This is a genomic window from Gaetbulibacter sp. M235, assembly GCF_043876835.1.
Classification (GTDB): Bacteria; Bacteroidota; Bacteroidia; order Flavobacteriales; family Flavobacteriaceae; genus Yeosuana.
The window spans coordinates 437,374-455,599 of the sequence record NZ_JBAWJZ010000003.1; the positions used below are offsets into that span (position 1 = coordinate 437,374).

An 18,226-nucleotide genomic window follows, 5' to 3' on the forward strand; every position below is an offset into this window, starting at 1 on the left:
ATATTCGCTAAGCATAATTTAAATACCATTTAATAAGATTCACATCTATGAAAAAATACTTAATAACAGGAGGTGCAGGTTTTATAGGAAGTCACATTGCTGAATATTTATCTGAAGAAGGACATCAGGTGACTGTTCTAGATAATTTAAGAACAGGCTTTGAAAAAAACCTTGAAGGATTAAACGTTGAATTTGTTAATGGAGATATTCGTGATAAAGACCTTGTTCAAGAAGTGGTTCAAAACACAGATGCTATTTTTCATTTAGCAGCTTTGGTTAGTGTCCCAGAATCACTTTTAAAACTTAATGAATGCATCGATATCAATGTTTTGGGAACTATTAATTTATTGGATACTGCCAAAAAGAACCCAAAATGTAAAGTGATCCTTTCAAGTTCTGCGGCCAACTATGGCGATAATCCTGTTTTACCAAAAGTTGAAACGATGTTTCCTGAACCAATGACTCCTTATGCTATTACCAAATTAGATGGAGAATACTATTTAAAAATGTATTACAATCAGTATCATTTAGAAACCGTTTCATTAAGATATTTTAATGTGTTTGGGCCTCGACAAAGCCCAAAATCGGCTTATGCTGCGGCTGTGCCAATTTTCATAAATAAAGCTCTTAAAAATGAACCCATTACGATTTATGGAGATGGCTTGCAAACTAGAGATTTTGTTTATGTGAAAGATGTGGTAAGAGCCAACATATTAGCATCAAAAAAAGGAAATGAAACCTATAACGTGGCTTTAGGGCACAGTACTTCTATTTTGGAAATGGCAGAGAGAATTATAGAAATAACCAATTCCAGATCAGAAATTCAATTTTTAGAAGAGAGGCCTGGAGATATAAGGCATTCAAAAGCAGATCCTTCAAAATTCAATCAACTAGGGTTTGAGCCACAATATTCAATAAATGAAGCTTTAAATGAAACCATTGAGTTTTATACTAACAAATTTCTAACTAATTAAATATCAACTAAATAATATTAAAAGTATGAAAAGCAAAACCAATCTAGTCCCAATCCTGATCATAGCGGGCTTATTTTTTATTTTCGGTTTCGTCACCTGGATCAACGGTGCCTTGATCCCCTTTATGAAGACCATCAATGAGCTGACAGATGCGCAATCGTACTTAGTAGCTACTGCATCCTATATTTCCTTTGTGACTATGGCACTACCCGCCTCTTATATATTAAACCGGATCGGTTATAGAAAAGGGATGTCCTTGGGGTTGATAGTTATGGCTATTGGAGCCTTGATTTTTATTCCAGCTGCTGAGGCAAGGACCTATTGGGTGTTTTTATCGGGAATATTCATTCAAGGCATAGGAATGACATTGTTACAGACAGCAGCAAACCCATACATTACCATTTTGGGTCCTATTGATAGTGGGGCAAAACGGATTGCCATTATGGGAATCGCCAATAAAACGGCAGGTGCTATGGGGTCGTTGATCTTTGGGACATTGTTGTTGTCGGGAATAGATGAAGTAAAAGAAAAACTTGGGCATGTTTCTATAGATGAAAAAGGTGTGCTTTTGGATACCATGGCCGATAGCGTCTTTTTACCTTACCTGATAATGGCAATCGTATTATTTGTTTTGGGAATCTTAATAAGAAAAGCACCATTGCCCCATGTAGAAGCCGCTGAAGTTAAGGACATAAAGGGAGGTGCTTCCGAAAAGTCAAGTATCTTTCAGTTTCCACATTTATGGCTGGGCGTATTAACCTTGTTTGTATATGTTGGTGCCGAGGTTATAGCAGGTGACACCATCATTGCCTATGGGATTTCCTTGGGCTTTTCTGCTGCAGATGCAAAATTCTTTACAACGTTCACCCTTTTGGCAATGGTATGTACCTATACCCTAGGGGTTATTTTAATCCCTAAATATTTGAAACAAGGAACAGCGCTTAAAATAAGTGCGGCATTGGGAATCATTTTTAGTACATGTATTTTAATGACCACAGGGTTTACGTCCGTTTTATTTGTGGCGGCATTGGGTATAGCCAATGCTTTGGTTTGGCCAGCCATTTGGCCTTTAACCCTTGAAGGGCTGGGCAAGTTTACAAAAACAGCATCGGCCTTATTGATCATGGCCATTTCGGGAGGGGCAATTATTCCACCTTTATACGGACGCATGGTAGATTCCAGAAAGCATGAACTCATTGTAAGTGGTATAGATAAGGCAGAAGCTATGGGAACTGCAGCAACACACAGTTATTGGATATTGATTCCCTGTTATGCCATCATCCTGTTTTTTGCATTAAAGGGACATAAGTACAAAAGTTGGACAAAAACTAAATAAAGAGAATTAAAATTTAATCTGTAAAAGAATAAACAATCAAGAACAATGTTAAAAAGTGGAATAGATAAAGCAACAGGATTCGAGAAGCGATTTGAAAATATAGGAACCGTCGTTTTTGAGAACTCGTCTTCAGCTTCAAAGGCAGTGGCCAAGGAAATAGCAGATCTAATCAGGGTCAAACAAGCCCAGAAACAGCCCTGTATATTGGGTTTGGCAACAGGGTCCTCACCAAAGGGCCTGTACGCTGAGTTGGTTCGTTTGCATAAAGAAGAAGGCTTAAGTTTTAAAAACGTGGTGTCATTCAATTTAGATGAGTATTACCCCATGGAACCAGATTCCATTAATAGCTATGTGCGTTTTATGAAAGAACAGTTGTTCAACCATATAGATATATTGCCAGAGAATTACCATGTGCCAGATGGTTTGCTTTTAAAAGAAGAAATAGCTGATTATTGCAATTCTTATGAAGCAAAAATAGAAGCCTTGGGAGGTATCGATTTACAAATTCTTGGCATTGGGGGCAATGGCCATATAGGTTTCAATGAATCTGGGTCGTTACAAAACTCAAAGACTAGGTTGGTGGCCTTGGACCATATCACAAGGGTTGCAGCGAGCCATGATTTTTCAGGATTGAATAATACGCCAAGGACAGCCATTACGTTAGGCGTAAAAAAAATCATGGAAGCCAAACGAGTCATACTGTTGGCCTGGGGAGAAAGAAAATCCAATATCATAAAGGCATCGGTTGAAGGTCCCGTAACAAACCAAGTACCGGCATCCTTTTTACAAGAGCACAATAATGCTACTTTTGTACTTGATCATGCAGCATCCTCAAAACTTACAAGGATCAATACACCGTGGTTGGTCGAGAAAGTAGCTTGGTCAGATAAGCTTATCAGAAAAGCAGTATTGGGACTGGCACTCCATTTGAACAAACCTATTTTAATGCTTACCGATGCCGATTATATAGAAAACGGCATGAGCGATCTGTTGGCAGATTCAGGGCCAGCCTACGATATCAACATCAAGATATTCAACAAGCTACAGAACACTATTACAGGTTGGCCGGGAGGCAAGCCCAATGCCGATGACAGCAAACGGCCAGAGCGAGCAGAACCAGCCAGAAAACGAGTGCTTATTTTTAGCCCGCATCCAGATGACGACATCATCAGTATGGGAGGCACGTTCAAGCGCTTGCAGGAGCAAGGGCATGAAGTACATGTTGGTTACCAAACATCGGGGAACATTGCAGTAGCGGATGATGAAGCCTTACGGTTTGCAAGTTTTGTGTGTGATTACAATGAAAAGTTTGATATAGAGAACAAGGAAGCTATAGACATCTATAAGAAGGCCAAGGAATTCCTCAAGAACAAGAAGTCAAGTGAAATCGACATTCCTGAAGTTAGGTATATCAAAGGATTGATCAGAAAGGGAGAGGCAGAATCGACCTGTCATTATATTGGTGTTCCTGACAATCAAATCCATTTTATGGAACTGCCCTTTTATGAAACAGGCAGTATAGAAAAAAGACCTTTAGGTGAGGAAGACATCCAGATAACCATGGATTTGATTGAGAAGATCAAGCCCCATCAGATATATGCTGCTGGTGATTTGGCAGACCCACATGGAACCCATAAAGTGTGTTTAGATGCCGTTTTTGAAGCAGCAAAAAGATTAAAGCCTAAAAAGTTTATGCATGACTGCTGGTTGTGGCTGTACCGTGGCGCATGGCAGGAATGGGGCATAGACGAGATTGAGATGGCAGTGCCAATGGGTCCAGACCAAGTATTGGAAAAACGAAAAGGAATTTTTAAGCACCAATCACAAAAGGATGGTGTTGTTTTCCAGGGAGCTGACAGCAGAGAGTTTTGGCAACGAGCGGAAGATAGAAACAAAGAAACAGCAGATATTTATCATGAGTTAGGCTTATCTCATTATGCGGCTATGGAAGCTTTTGTAAGGTGGATATATTAAAAAACAATATTGAGTTTTTGAGTTAGTTTGTTTTTAGTTAGGACCACTACTCTACAGTATTATCAAATTGTTAATGCATGGAGGGTAGTTCTCCAACTAAAATAGTGCTTTTACTAGAACATTAAAAATGAGCCTTAGCTATAATCGCTTAATAACGAATTGAATAAACAACAAATGACATTAATCAAGTCTATTTCAGGAATAAGGGGCACTATTGGAGGCAAAGTCGACGAGAATTTAACTCCTATTGATGCTGTAAAATTTGCTGCTGCATATGGAATGTGGTTAAAACAGCAAAACAATAAAGTAAGTTTAAAAGTTGTTATAGGAAGAGATGCTAGAATCTCGGGAGATATGATAAGTTGTTTGGTGAGTAAAACATTAATAGGTTTAAGTATTGATGTTATCGATATTGGCTTATCTACTACACCAACTGTTGAAATTGCAGTTCCTTTGGAAGACGCAGATGGAGGTATTATTATAACTGCAAGTCATAATCCTAAACAATGGAATGCATTAAAACTTTTAAATAACAAAGGAGAGTTTTTAAATGCCAATGAAGGAGAAGTGATTTTAAAAATAGCAGAAAATGACTTCTATGAATTTGCAGAAGTTGATGATTTAGGGAGTTATATAGAAAAAAAAGGATATATAGACAAGCATATTTCTGAAGTTTTAGAATTAAAGTTAGTAGATATTAAAGCAATAAAAAAAGCAAAATTTAAAATTATTGTCGATGCCGTTAATTCAACTGGAGGTATAGCTATACCTTCATTATTGGAAAAATTGGGTGTTGAATGCATTAAACTTTATTGCGAGCCAAATGGGCAATTCCCTCATAACCCAGAGCCCTTAAAAGAGCATTTAACAGATATTTCAAATTTAGTTGTTAAAGAGCAAGCCGATTTAGGCATTGTAGTAGATCCAGATGTGGACAGACTTGCGTTAGTCTGCGAAGACGGTTCTATGTTTGGAGAAGAGTACACATTGGTTGCTTGTGCCGATTATGTGTTAGGAAAAACCAAAGGAAATACAGTTTCAAATTTATCATCATCAAGAACTTTAAAAGATATAACCGAAAAACACGGAGGTAGCTACCAAGCTAGTGCTGTCGGAGAAGTTAATGTGGTAACTTTAATGAAGCAAACCAATGCAATAATTGGAGGTGAAGGAAACGGAGGAATTATCTATCCGGAATCACATTATGGAAGGGACTCATTGGTTGGGGTTGGTTTGTTTTTGTCACTCCTAGCAAATTCAAAGTTATCATGCAAGCAATTAAGAGAGAGTTACCCACACTATTTTATGAGTAAAAATAAAATTGAATTAACTCCAAATATTAACGTTGATACTATTTTAGAAAAAATAGCTTTAGCTTATCGTAATGAAAATATATCAAAAATTGACGGTATAAAAATTGATTTTGAATGTGAATGGGTGCACTTAAGAAAATCTAACACAGAACCCATTATTAGAATTTATACCGAAAGTACATCACAAAAAAAAGCTGATGATTTAGCAGAAAGATTTATTGAAGAAATAAAAACTATTTTTTAAGAAGGCATATTGGTTTTAAAATAACTTCAATAATATCATTAATTTGGTTTCCAACAGCTATAGATTTACTTCTTGTCTTTATACTAAATTTTACAAAATCATTTTTTGAAAATAATTCTTTTATAGAGAACCAACCGGAAGGAAAAAATACCACTAGTCCATCATGGTCATCTTGCATATAAAGAGTAAATTCCCACTTAACCAATTAATAAATTTTTTGAAATTATCAAACCTGTCATCATATAATCTTTCAAAAGGCATTTTATCTTTTAAAGATTCTTTGATTTCAGCATATTTTGTAGCTTTAAATTTAGCTTGAAATGAACTTTAAAATCAATAATTTACCTGCCTCAAAAGTTGTAAGAAATTAACCTAAAGTTTAAATATATAAACAATACTTTTTTATATTAAACTCCAATTCTTAATTTATAAGACATCCGTTAAATAAACGGATGTCTTTTTTTGTTGAACTTAAATTATTTAAATATAATTTTTTTTGTTTCTACTCCACCTAAAGTTTTAATTTTTAAAATATAGATTCCTCTATTAAAATTTTGAACAAGGATTGATTGGGTTTGTTTTCCCGCTTTTTGATGTATTTCCTTAGAATAATATATTCTACCATCTAACCCTATTAATTGAATTGAAACTGGAGCATTATCTTTTAATAAATAATCAATAGTTAGTTTGTCTAAAGCTGGATTTGGGTATGTTTTTAGTTTAAACTCACTAGATTCATCCAACATTTCTATTTCTAAAGTTGATTTTGATTCAGTAGACTTTGCACTGGAACCTCCTCCTAATGAAAGGTAAACCATATTTCCACTTACAGGTATGCCACCTAAGCTACTATTCCAATTAGCAGTATGACCTTCTAACCCAATCCCTATAGTTCCAGAATTACCTAATCCTAAAAGTGATTTTAAAATTTTACCTTCTATGGATAGCGGTGTCATAATAAATTCAATTCCAGTAGAGTTAGAAGCCTCTGAGAATGGCCAACCCGAGCTGTCATTGTTGTACGAATTTAATACATTATAGTTAGCATCTATAAAATAGTTTGTTTTGTCAGACCATAAATATTGAAAACCAGTTGCAGTATCTGTGTTTATATAAACTTCATATTCTGATAAATTGGTAGCTTCAATATCTGCATACAAATAAATGTATTCGCTATCTGTATAGCCATAAATATTATTGAAAGAGCTACCTGTCACACCTGTTATTAGAGCTTGATAATCTTCAACTGGACTTTTATATCCATCTACAGAAAGACTACCTGCATCCGAACCACCATCAAGCGTTAAGTAAACCATAGCGTTTGACTCTAATGGAATACTGCCTACTGAAGTTGGCCAATTTGCTGTATAACCTGTTATACCTAAGCCGATAGTTCCAGCATTTCCTAGTCCAAGTGCATCTTTCGGAATACGTCCTTCAATTGTTGATGCTGTCTGAACGAACCTAATATTCATTACATTATTATCCGCCATGTAAGGCCATTCTTGGTTATTTGAGTCAGCTTTATAACGATTCAACAAATTTAGAGTGCCATCAACATAATAATTAGTCTTATCGGTCCATGTTTCTTGGAAGCCAGTTTGTGAATCAGTATTTACGAATATAGAATACTCAGGTAAACTACCATCATATTCTGCGTATACATAAATAAAATTATTATCATCATATGCATATATATTTTTCCAAACACCTTGGGTTACCCCTGTTTGTAAAGCTATATAATCTTCCCCTGCACTATTAACACCATCAATGGAGGCAGCTTCGTCACCTGCAGCTACTGCTCCAGCTTCATAAGCTCCAATATCTACTATGGATTGATCGATTCTATTATTTCCATAAAAATCAGTTTCACCAGAAGCAACTACATAATTTGGATCACCAGCATTTATAGCTGATGAAGTAACCTGTAAGCTTAAATCTAGAGGAGAAGATGCAATATTTACAAAATTAGGATTGGTGAAACTTGAGTTTACATCTTGATTTGTACGATTAACTCTATACCAATCGAATGTACCATAATAATCATACCCTGTTCCAAGTTGTGACCAGTCAAAAACACCTAAAGGGGTGGTTTCAGTAGAATTAGTATAATAAAGATTGTAATCATAAGAGATTGTGTTTACATATGAAGCCATAGCAGTATCAAAAGGCATCGCAAACGACACCAATGTGTTATGATTAGCAGCGTAAAATATATTATTTTTTACAATTAAATTTTGAATATTTTTATTAATAACACATTCTGAAGCACCCATATAGCCTAAATAAGTATCAGTAACACCTCCATTTCTAAAAACAGTGTTCCCTGTAACTATAACATTATCAATATAACTACCAGAAGCGGCTCCAGGTACTCCTAAAATAATACCAGCCCATGAGTTATCATAGGAAAGATTATTTCTAAGTTTATGCCCTCCTGAATTAACATTACTATTTTCATTGCCTATTGAAAATCCTACCTGTCCATCTGACGATGTATTATTTTCTACAATGATGTTTTGTGAACCGTCACAATAGATTCCTGCTGCGGCTGCTATTGGAGAACGACAACTCGAAACCTTATTGTTCTTAATGATACCATTACGGGCATAATTTAAAGCAGCGGTAACAGTAGCACCTTCAATTTCTGTAACCCAATTGTAGTGACCTGCAGCAACAATACCTATGTTCTGAACTTCATTTATAATGTTATTTGTAATTTCAAAACCATCTACATTACCATTTACTTGAATACCCTCTGTCCAACCTGGTATAATATTATGAATATAATTATTTTTGATAACCAGATTTGTAATTGGAATCGTATCAGTTCCTGTAACATTTATCGCACCACAATTATCTCCTCCTTGAGCTGTTTTAAGTGTATCAATTTCGCTAGAAGTAAAGTCTAATCTGTTTTTCATTGGGTCTACATTTAAAGTCCAAGAAAAATCATAAATTTCATTATCTGTAATTTCTACATTTTTAACAGTGTTTGCGACCTGAATACCAAACTTTCCATCTTTTACAAATACTCCATTTACAGTGGATGCTAAACTCTGATTATTACGTAAGCTTTTAAGCTTAAAACCTTTAACCTTAACATTTAGAGCAGCCGATGTAATTGCTATTAAAGAGGCAAACTTGGTAGTATATAAATTAGTTCCATCTATATAGACATTGCCTTCAGCTTCAAGAGTGAACCAAAAGCCTTCCTTCCCACCATTTGTACTGGTTATAAAAATCCTTTCAGAATCTGTCGGAATATAAGTTCCTGCTTTAACTATAATTTTTTCGTCAGATACCATTCCTGTAAGCCCTATTACATTCCCTCTATAATCGAGTGCTGCACGTATAGTTGTAAACGGAAACTCTTCAGAACCGTCAGATGTTGTTGTTCCAGTATAGCTTGCATCAACATATAATACTGTTGGACGTGTCTGTGAAAAGCATTGACCAATTCCGCTCAATAGTAGCATAACAACAAGTATGTTTAACCTATTTTGCAGAGGTATATTAAATTCTTTGAAAGCATTAAATAACTTGCTCCTAAGAATGTATTTAATAAAATTGTAGTGATTTTTCATAATTTGATTATTTAGAGATTAAATTTTTATTTTGTTATTACTAATTATATAATTTTTATAACTAGAGTTCGAAATGCAGGAATAGAAAGATACAACTTGTTCTTATTAACTTTTATTGGTTTTTTGTTCACTAATTCTAAGGCTGAAAAATTATTGTTGATTTTCAGTTCATTTATATCAATTGATACCTGACACTGAATATCCTTATTTCCATTATTCCTAACCGTAAAAAAGAGTTCTCCACTTTCACCAAAACGCTCTATTCGTACTGTTTCAATATTACATACAGCATTGGTAATAGGCTCCCAACCAGCTCCTGAAATTTGTTTTATTATTGGGATATATTTTTTAAAGAATGGGCGACCATTTTCAATTTTAATCGAGTCCATCCAATAGGGGTCACTAGATGCATCTGTGCTAAAAAACGATGGAAAAAAGCCATAAACTAAAAGTTTCTCAAAATAGATTTGGTATCCTTCGAAAGGGTAATCGGTAAAAGCTTTATCATTCAAGCCTTCATTCAAAAGAAAAACTATGGGTTTTTGAAATGAAATAGCTCGTTTAAAATCTAAAGCCTCTGAGTTATGGTCATCAGATGAATACCAACTTAATTCTGCCCCAAACAAATCCAGATTACCAGCTGCAAACGGATTCCAGCCATGACCATTGCCCATAACCAGTTTGCCCTGAGAATGCATCTCATCAGCAATTTTTTTCATAAACTCAAATTCTGAAACAAAATTCCAAATAGCAGGTTCAATCACATTTTTTGAAAATGATAATGGATAATCTGTATATTTAAAATGTTCACTTCGGTAATTCAAATCATGATGCCAGTTCCATTCCATTGAATCAAAATAAACCCCATCTACATTCATTTTAATTGCAGGTGTTATTTCTGTTTGTTTTACATATTGGTACCGGTTAATGCCTTCTAAATCTGGATCACAATTAGTAGTAATACTAACAGCCCAACCAGAAGTAAACCATGGTGTTTCAAGTCGACGGGTTTGCCAAAGCCCATTTTTATCATCTGTTGCACTATTTTTCAAGTATAGCTGATGTGCTAGTGGCACCATTTTGCTTGAAATAATTGTATCATATGGAATATTCTTTGTAAGTATTGGCAATTGAATATCCCAAGGTTCTGTGTATTGAAAACTTAAGACACCCGTACCTTTATCTGATGCAATACTGGGTACACTCTTTCCATCTTTAATATCAAAACTATTCCATGACAATTCATGATAAGCGAACCCAAAGTCATTCCAATTTTTAATAGACCTAAGTGGCGTAAAAGGAAGCCAAATACCTTCTGTTGTAACCCTCTTTTTAAAAAATTCAGGATATATGGAATAATATTTTTTTAGAGCTGCACGCATCCCCCAATTGGAATTAAAATTAAAACGGCTTAATTTGAAAAAAGCACGGTTTGGAAATTTCTCAGTTAACGGGCTAGTTGCTAAATCAAATTCAGCTATTAATCCTTTATTTATTTCACCACCTAAACGATAAATTATTGGGAGGGACATATCAATACCTAAACCTTCTCCAGTATTATCAATACTCACCGCACCAAGAGGATAAAATGACATAGTGCCTATCCCTACTGAATCTCCATAACCACCATCAGATAATTTCTGTCCGTTGAATGCACCATCAGGAGGTGGAATGGTAGAAATTTCCTTGGTATCTAAATAAATTGAATCTTTACTCATTATATGTGATTTTTCTAACCCACTAAACCATTTCCATTTGTTTCCGTATAAAGGGAGAATAATTCGAAGTGTAATACATGAATTTCCACCAGAAAGGTGTTCCAATTCACCATTGATTTCAGTGTAACTTCCCCTATCAATTTCATTAATTACAACTTGATAAAGATCGTTTTTAAATAGTGTGATTTTTGCGTTTTCAGTAATATTAACATCATATTTTGGAAGTCTAATAAAAGTGTTATTTGTTTTGCCAATTTCAACATACTCAACATAAATAGAGGTTGTATCCTTGTTGATTATTAAAGAAATACCATCCTTTTCTTTAATGTTTTTATGAAAAGTCAAAGAATCATGAAAATCATTTTTAGTCTTCTCTGAACTCTTTAATTCAAAATCATTGCTGTAGCAATGTATCATTCCAAGAAACAAAGTGATTATAATAAATAAATTTGTTTTCTTCATTCTAATTTTGACTATTTGGTTTAACATTATATTTTATATTCTTATGAATAATTTCTTTTTATACATCCAAAAACAAATGTACCACATGAATAAAAGTACTATAATACTCAACGTTATATTAGCACCTAGCTCTCCAGTCCATTTAAATAAAGCATTAGTGAATGGTAAAAATATTTTTCGAATAAGATCTGCACCACCTACATGGGCTAACAAATAAATAAATAATGGGTTCATTCCGACAATCGCAAAGAATAGTACTCCTTTCTGATATTTCTTAACGTCTATGAACCAATAGCAAAAGGCTAGTGCCAATAAAGACCAACCACCACTGGCAAAAACAAATGTACTAGTTGAAATCCGTTTTATGATCGGAGTGAAATAACTAAACCCAAAGCCAATGACTAATCCTATAATTCCGGCAATAACCAAAGCCTGAATCTTTTTCTTATTTGTCCTTTCACTTACCAATAACTGACCTGCCAATACTCCCCAAATGGTATGTGCAGCAGTTGGAATAGCATCAAACATTGCCCAATGACCTGAATCTTCTTCACCAGAAATCAAAATATTCAACCATGCACCAAAATTTTGACCTGGCACAAAGGCATGATTAAAACCCTCAACTGAAAAATATCTATAAAGACTTTCGCTTATTAGAATTAGTAATACCGAAAAACCTATTTGAATTATCGGTTTTTTACGAATAATAAAAAAGGCTAAAATATAGGTTACTGCAAGCTGGGATAGAACATTTTGAAATCTAAAAACAATTCTTCCAGGTTCGATACAATATAACGCCCATCCCAAAACCAACATCAAAAGTGCTCTCTTGACTGCATGATTTTTAAGTTGTCTATATGAATCTCCTTTTGCTAACCTTTTTGAAAAAGATAGTGGCATTGAAACCCCAACAATAAACATGAAAAAAGGTTGTATCAAATCCCAAAAATGCAAACCTTTCCAATCTACATGATGAAATTGCTCCCCAATAGTATGAATAATACTGACATGAAGTTCTGGAGAAACCATAAAGTCAAACAGACTTGAAAATTCAGCAATTAGTAAAAACATGGTAAGCCCTCTGTAAAAATCCAATGAAAGCAAGCGATTGTCCACTTTAATTTTGTCCATGTTCTTTAAGTTTTATTAAAAATTTAAGGGATTTTCTTGCCAATTATTAATTTTAAAGCTTTTATAGTTATTCTGTTATCTACAATATTTTTAAACAAAAATGCTCACTTATATCAAATGCTAGCTTATAAAAATATTTGATTTGCATTAAAATCGATTGAAGCTTTGAAAATAGAATTCTTGTGTTAGCAACTTAAATGCATTCAACTATTATTCATCCTTAATTGGAGTAATAGCTGAACACATTAATTTAAAATATTCTATTCACACAGACTTACAGTTTCTATTGGAAGCTCATAAGTAACAAAACTGCTCGTTGCCGTTACTTTTGGAAAGTTGCCCACAGCTGCCCAACCACTTGTTAATTCAGAAAAGGCAAAACCAATAGAGCTACCAAGTGAACCTAATTGTGTTTTAGGAATACTAAACTCAATAGCATTTGTCTGTGCATCTACGCTTACAATACCAGAGGAAATCATATTTTCGCTAGCTCCTAACCAATTCCAGGCCCATCCGCCATTGGGATCGGCGTGCTGATAAAAGGCTCCCCAAGAATTGCTTAAAAGAGGTCCCTCAAATAGAAAATCTGCACCAGAGCCATTTGGCCATTGCCAGCTTAAAAATCCAGTAGATGAATTACCATCTGAATTAATATACATATCCACTAACTCCATTTGCATAGCCGTGTTTCCTTCTAAGTACACATTTATATTATCCCCTTTACCCCAAATTTTGATTTTTTGTATTGATACACCATCCGTTTCTTCATATACAACAGGAACTTCCGCCCAATCATCAAAATTGCCATCAATTTCTATCTCTGTGTTTATAACCTCTGGAGCAGTTATGGTTTTTGTCACATATGCCTCCTCTCCAGAGTCATTAATGGCTGTAAGCGTAACATCAATTTCTCCTCCTACTGTGACATATGTATAAGTTGGGTTTTCTTTTTCACAATAAAAGCTTAAGTTTCCAAAATCCCATCTGTAGGTTGTTGCACCTTGTGATAAATTTGTAAATGTAAAAGTACTTCCATCATTTGTAAAAGAGAAGTCTGGCGTTATACTGCTCTCTGAGCTAGTAGGGTCGTCTGATCCACAACCTGCAAGTAGTGAAACAGCTATTAGATAATAGAAAAATCTTAATTTTTTCATGATTTATTAATTTAGAGATTAGTTTTTTAATTAATTGTTAATGTGTGCAATAGTTTATTCATTCCTGTATTAGCATCCCATGTGCTGGAGTTTGCCAATTGAATGGAATATTCCACTCTTTCTGATAGTGTTTCGTAACTATCTTCTATTTTTAAAAACAACTCGTATTTATCTGCTGGAATTCCAGAAAGGCTTATGGATTCTTTTAATTCAAAATCTGTATTTGGCGCTATTCGTCTTACATCAAAACTTAAAGCCTTCTTATACATAGTGGCATCGGTAACAGATTTAAATACTAAAAATGAATTTTTGACATTATATATAGGTGCAAAGCCTTTGTTTTGTAAAACAGCATTCAATAGATAGTTACTATTGGTTGTTGCTTCTTTTTTTAACGTAGCAGATTTTAGTAAAAGCCTATATCCTAATTTTCTTTGGAAGTCTGTAAAACAATTATTATTTCTCCATTCTTGAAGTACTGGTCCATAATAATCAAGATTTAGATAGGTCCATTTCAATAATTTCATTTCTGATTCAGCTGTTGAGCAACTAGCTATTGGAACATCAGTTGGGGGACAGGTTTCGCCACCTGTAGGTACAAAAAGAGCCTCATTGCTAATATAACTTTTTTCAGCACTTACGTTTTGATAAGTGCCATAATCATTTGCACTAGCTAAAAAGCAATCATTATGAAACCCTACTCGGGCAATATCACTGGTACCATAGCCTACCGTTGCATCTATAGGTGTTGAATAGTTAAATATTTCTTGTTTATAAAGTGGTGTTCTTACTTGAATTTTAATTTCTTTTGGAAATACTTCTAGCAATTTATTTGCCACTGCGGTTTTATTTTCAAGTGTAGTTAAATTATTGGTGGTATAATACCACTCACCCCAAGATCCTATTAGACCAGCTTGAACGAATGCAATAACATCTGCATTAGCAACAAAAATTGGCTTAAGCTGATCTAAATGTCTTTCAATAATGTTAAGTGGAGCATCGGTATCATTAGGATCGCTGTTATAAGCAAAACGCAAAACACACTTTATACCTGTAGTTCTTAACATTTCAAAATCTGTTGAGATCAAATCTAGTTCAGCTGTACTTAGATCAGAATCTTTAAACGCCTCTAAATAATAGACACGGTTTATAATAGTCACATTTTCGTTTTTTAAATTTTGCAATGTTGTCAAGTTAAGTGGTGATCCCTCAGAAGTAACACTCCATAAGTGCATAAATCCACGTTCTGGATTTGAAATCACCTCGCTTGAAGCATCATAAGTAATATTATTTACGGTATCATCTATTGGATCTATGGGGTCTTCTCCATTGTCTCCACTGCTGCAGCTTATAATTGCGCTTAAAAAGAATAAGGTTATTAAATTGTATTTCATAATTTATTTTTTTTGATTAAAAGCGATTAATAATCGCCTTTAATCCAGTTATAAGGCTTTCTTTTCATCCAATTACCTCTTGTAAAATCTGGAAAATCTTGAGGTTCTCCATTATTCTCAATAGAAGCTTCAGACAATGGCGTAATGGCACTCCAAGCAGCTGCATCATAAGCATCCAATGGCGGTGCAACATTTAGTTTGGCAGACTCAACAAATGCATGAATTACAAAGAAATCCATACCTCCGTGTCCTGCTCCATTAGCATGTTCGCCATATTTTTGCCATAAAGGATGGTCATATTTTTTCAACCATTTATCCGCAACATCCCATTCATCATAATTGGAAACACCTTCTATATATAAACGGTTTCCATCAACTTCCCATAATCCGTTTGTTCCTTGTACCCTAAATCCTAAGGAATAAGGTCTTGGTAAGTTTGTATCGTGGGTTACAATAATGGTTTCTCCATTAGCAGTTTCTATGGTTGAAGTTACAATATCGCCTAGTTTAAATTTTAGTTTAGCATTAGGATGATTTTCACCCGCTGTTTTAACAATATAGTCGTGTAGTCCAACACTTTTAGAAGCATTAGAGGTTAAAGACATAAACCTGTTACCTCTGTTAATATCGCACATGGTTGCAATAGGGCCTATACCGTGGGTTGGATATATATCAGCATTTCTATGAAGTGAATGGTTTGTTCTCCAAGCAGATTCTGATATGCCTTTTTCTCCAAACTCTACTCCTGGCCCATATGCGGTTTTTCCGTCATTAAATTTTACATGTCTGAGGTCATGTTGATATCCACATCTAAAATGAACTAATTCTCCAAAAACATTTTGTCTTACCATATTTAGGACCGCCATAATATCTCTACGGTAGTTTACATTTTCAAGAATCATCAAATGTGACCCTGTTTGCTCATGGGTATTTACTAAATCCCAACATTCCTCCATTGTATTGGCAGCAGAAACTTCAACAGCAGTATATTTACCTGCTGTCATTGAATCTTTTGACATACGTGTGTGCCAAAGCCAAGGTGTGGAAATTATAACAGCATCTACATTATCTAATTTCAAAAGATTTTTGTAATCATATTCATCTTTGCCAAAGACTAAAGGTTTCTTATGTCCCTTGTTTATGATTTTTTCAACAGCTAGCTTTGTTCTACTTGGATCAATATCACAAATTGCTGTAATATTTATGTCATCTCTTAACAATAAATTTTCTAAGTGGTTTGTACCACGTAAACCCACCCCAATCATTCCAATTTTTAATTTATCTAATTTGTTATTGATTCCAAAAGTGAAATTTGGCATTAATGAGATACCTGTGCCGACTATTGCTGCTTTTTTTATAAAGTCTCTTCTAGAGTCCATAATATTTTATATGATTTATTGATTACATGATTTAATCAAAGGGCTGAAAAAAATATTCCACTCAGCCCTTTCAACTAAACTAAACTAATTATAACCCGGGTTTTGTAGAAAAGCACCTTTCCCTTCGCTTATTCTTTCAAGAGAAAAAGGATATAGAACTTTGTATGGAGCTGTTTGGCTTGAAGCACCATTTAAATCTATATTATGCTCACTGAATTTACCATGTCTTATTAAATCTGCACGGTACTGTCCGTTTTCGCACCAATATTCATGAGACCTTTCTAACAAAATCATTTCGTTAAAACTATCTATGCTAGCATAATTAGCTAATAGAATTGGGTCTAAATTTGCTCTTTCTCTTATCAAATTCACTAAGTCAATGGCCTCTTGGTTTGGAGCACCATTTTTATTAGCTATGGCCTCTGCCTTCGATAAAATTACATCAGCATATCTGTATAAAATAATGTCAACAGTTGTTAACGCTGTATTTCTGGCAGCATCGGTAGCAATTTTTAATGGAAGAGGTCCCATTTGCATTACGTTACTTGGATTAGATCTGTTATAAGTAACACCATCTGTTCCTGTATATTCAGCTATCAAATTTGTTTTTCTAACATCATTACTTTCAAATGAATCATAAAATTTCCAAGAACTTTGAATGGTTGCCCAACCTCCTCTTTCTGGATAGTTAGATGGTAAAACCATCATTTGCCATTGATTTTCGCTGGTTCCAGCATAATCTGCAGGGACAGCAAACATGACTTCTTTATTATCTTCTTGTGATGCCGTACTAAACATATCCACATAATCAGGGTTTAATTCATAATAATTCATGGCCATAATGGCATTTGCTTGTGCTTCAACATCTGCCCATCTTTTTTCATGTAGATATAATCTAATTAATAACATTCTCGCAAACCCTTGACTGAATCGTCCATACGCTGCATCAGCAGGCGATGGTAAATCTGCAGCAGCATCCAATAAGTCCTTTTCAATAAAGCTAACCATTTCATCATAACCAAGTCTTGCCAATGGGGTTTCTGTCAATGGATTTTGTAATACTTCTAATGGTGCTACTACCAAAGGACCGTACATATCAAAAAGTTCATAGCATAAAAAGCCTCTAGCGCACTTAAGTTCAGCAATACCCTTCTTTTTTATAATGTCATTAACACTAGACTTTTCAAGTCTATCTATACTTAATGTATTAGAACTTATTCTATTATAAAACCGGTCATAATATCTTGTGACTGATTCATTTGTTGGATTATAACTATGTAATGTTGCTAGTTGCTGTACGCCATAATTACCTTGAAGAATTTCGGTTGAGGCATCATTAATAAACATAATTCCATTTTCCGATGTAGTATGTATACCATCCCACCAAGAACCTCTTAAAGGATAATATGCAGCTACTACTAAAGCTTCTACATCAGCTTCTGATGCAGGAAAGATAGCAGGATTTATTTCATCGTAATTAATAGACTCCAGCTCTGGATTACATCCAAATGTTAAGGGCATTAATAACCCTAGTATTATCAATTTTAATTTTTTCATAAT

At 34.5% G+C, this 18,226-nt stretch carries 12 protein-coding genes; 4 read left to right on the top strand and 8 right to left on the bottom strand.

Annotated features, from left to right (window positions below; translation table 11 throughout):
* Nucleotides 1-47: 47 nt before the first annotated feature.
* The 4 genes from V8G69_RS07175 (at nt 48) to glmM (ending at nt 5,841) form a co-directional block, all read left to right on the top strand.
* Nucleotides 48-974, top strand: a complete 927-nt coding sequence (locus V8G69_RS07175; protein ID WP_394881148.1) for an SDR family oxidoreductase — start codon at nt 48-50, stop codon at nt 972-974.
* 25 nt (nt 975-999) lie between these two features.
* Complete coding sequence (locus tag V8G69_RS07180) at nt 1,000-2,310, top strand: sugar MFS transporter (protein WP_394881149.1); 1,311 nt, start codon at nt 1,000-1,002, stop codon at nt 2,308-2,310.
* A 45-nt stretch (nt 2,311-2,355) separates the two neighbouring features.
* Nucleotides 2,356-4,284 (top strand): glucosamine-6-phosphate deaminase, encoded by a 1,929-nt coding sequence (gene nagB / locus V8G69_RS07185; protein ID WP_394881150.1) that lies wholly within the window; start codon nt 2,356-2,358, stop codon nt 4,282-4,284.
* Nucleotides 4,285-4,458: 174 nt separating this feature from the next.
* Nucleotides 4,459-5,841: a phosphoglucosamine mutase gene (gene glmM, locus V8G69_RS07190; RefSeq protein WP_394881151.1), complete on the top strand. Its 1,383-nt coding sequence runs from the start codon at nt 4,459-4,461 to the stop codon at nt 5,839-5,841.
* On the opposite strand, the gene V8G69_RS07195 is transcribed toward glmM, so the two are convergent.
* From V8G69_RS07195 to V8G69_RS07230, 8 genes are all read right to left on the bottom strand, one after another.
* Nucleotides 5,831-6,046 carry a hypothetical protein gene (locus V8G69_RS07195; protein ID WP_394881152.1) on the bottom strand — a complete coding sequence of 72 codons (216 nt, stop codon included), beginning with the start codon at nt 6,044-6,046 and terminating at the stop codon, nt 5,831-5,833. The two genes, glmM and V8G69_RS07195, sit on opposite strands and share 11 nt — an antisense overlap.
* A 271-nt stretch (nt 6,047-6,317) precedes the next feature.
* Nucleotides 6,318-9,320, bottom strand: a complete 3,003-nt coding sequence (locus V8G69_RS07200) for a T9SS type A sorting domain-containing protein (protein ID WP_394881153.1) — start codon at nt 9,318-9,320, stop codon at nt 6,318-6,320.
* 152 nt (nt 9,321-9,472) lie between these two features.
* Entirely contained in the window at nt 9,473-11,608 is a 2,136-nt protein-coding gene (locus V8G69_RS07205; protein ID WP_394881154.1) for a hypothetical protein, read from the bottom strand.
* Nucleotides 11,609-11,641: 33 nt separating this feature from the next.
* The gene (locus tag V8G69_RS07210) at nt 11,642-12,739 is read right to left on the bottom strand and encodes an acyltransferase family protein (protein ID WP_394881155.1); all 1,098 of its coding nucleotides are present in this window, start codon (nt 12,737-12,739) and stop codon (nt 11,642-11,644) included.
* 260 nt (nt 12,740-12,999) lie between these two features.
* Complete coding sequence (locus V8G69_RS07215) at nt 13,000-13,893, bottom strand: PKD domain-containing protein (RefSeq protein ID WP_394881156.1); 894 nt, start codon at nt 13,891-13,893, stop codon at nt 13,000-13,002.
* Nucleotides 13,894-13,919: 26 nt separating this feature from the next.
* Nucleotides 13,920-15,287, bottom strand: coding sequence for a DUF4832 domain-containing protein (locus tag V8G69_RS07220; RefSeq protein ID WP_394881157.1), 1,368 nt, complete (start codon nt 15,285-15,287; stop codon nt 13,920-13,922).
* Nucleotides 15,288-15,313: 26 nt separating this feature from the next.
* Nucleotides 15,314-16,666: a Gfo/Idh/MocA family protein gene (locus tag V8G69_RS07225; protein ID WP_394881158.1), complete on the bottom strand. Its 1,353-nt coding sequence runs from the start codon at nt 16,664-16,666 to the stop codon at nt 15,314-15,316.
* A gap of 84 nt (nt 16,667-16,750) precedes the next feature.
* The gene (locus tag V8G69_RS07230) at nt 16,751-18,223 is read right to left on the bottom strand and encodes a RagB/SusD family nutrient uptake outer membrane protein (protein ID WP_394881159.1); all 1,473 of its coding nucleotides are present in this window, start codon (nt 18,221-18,223) and stop codon (nt 16,751-16,753) included.
* Between the last annotated feature and the right edge of the window lie 3 nt (nt 18,224-18,226).

Excerpts from the sequence above, each read along its gene's own strand:
- V8G69_RS07215 (WP_394881156.1), bottom strand. The coding sequence starts at position 13,893 with ATGAAAAAATTAAGATTTTTCTATTATCTAATAGCTGTTTCACTACTT.
- nagB (WP_394881150.1), top strand. The coding sequence starts at position 2,356 with ATGTTAAAAAGTGGAATAGATAAAGCAACAGGATTCGAGAAGCGATTT.
- V8G69_RS07180 (WP_394881149.1), top strand. The coding sequence starts at position 1,000 with ATGAAAAGCAAAACCAATCTAGTCCCAATCCTGATCATAGCGGGCTTA.
- V8G69_RS07175 (WP_394881148.1), top strand. The coding sequence starts at position 48 with ATGAAAAAATACTTAATAACAGGAGGTGCAGGTTTTATAGGAAGTCAC.
- V8G69_RS07205 (WP_394881154.1), bottom strand. The coding sequence starts at position 11,608 with ATGAAGAAAACAAATTTATTTATTATAATCACTTTGTTTCTTGGAATG.
- glmM (WP_394881151.1), top strand. The coding sequence starts at position 4,459 with ATGACATTAATCAAGTCTATTTCAGGAATAAGGGGCACTATTGGAGGC.
- V8G69_RS07210 (WP_394881155.1), bottom strand. The coding sequence starts at position 12,739 with ATGGACAAAATTAAAGTGGACAATCGCTTGCTTTCATTGGATTTTTAC.
- V8G69_RS07220 (WP_394881157.1), bottom strand. The coding sequence starts at position 15,287 with ATGAAATACAATTTAATAACCTTATTCTTTTTAAGCGCAATTATAAGC.
- V8G69_RS07230 (WP_394881159.1), bottom strand. The coding sequence starts at position 18,223 with ATGAAAAAATTAAAATTGATAATACTAGGGTTATTAATGCCCTTAACA.
- V8G69_RS07225 (WP_394881158.1), bottom strand. The coding sequence starts at position 16,666 with ATGGACTCTAGAAGAGACTTTATAAAAAAAGCAGCAATAGTCGGCACA.
- V8G69_RS07200 (WP_394881153.1), bottom strand. The coding sequence starts at position 9,320 with ATGCTACTATTGAGCGGAATTGGTCAATGCTTTTCACAGACACGTCCA.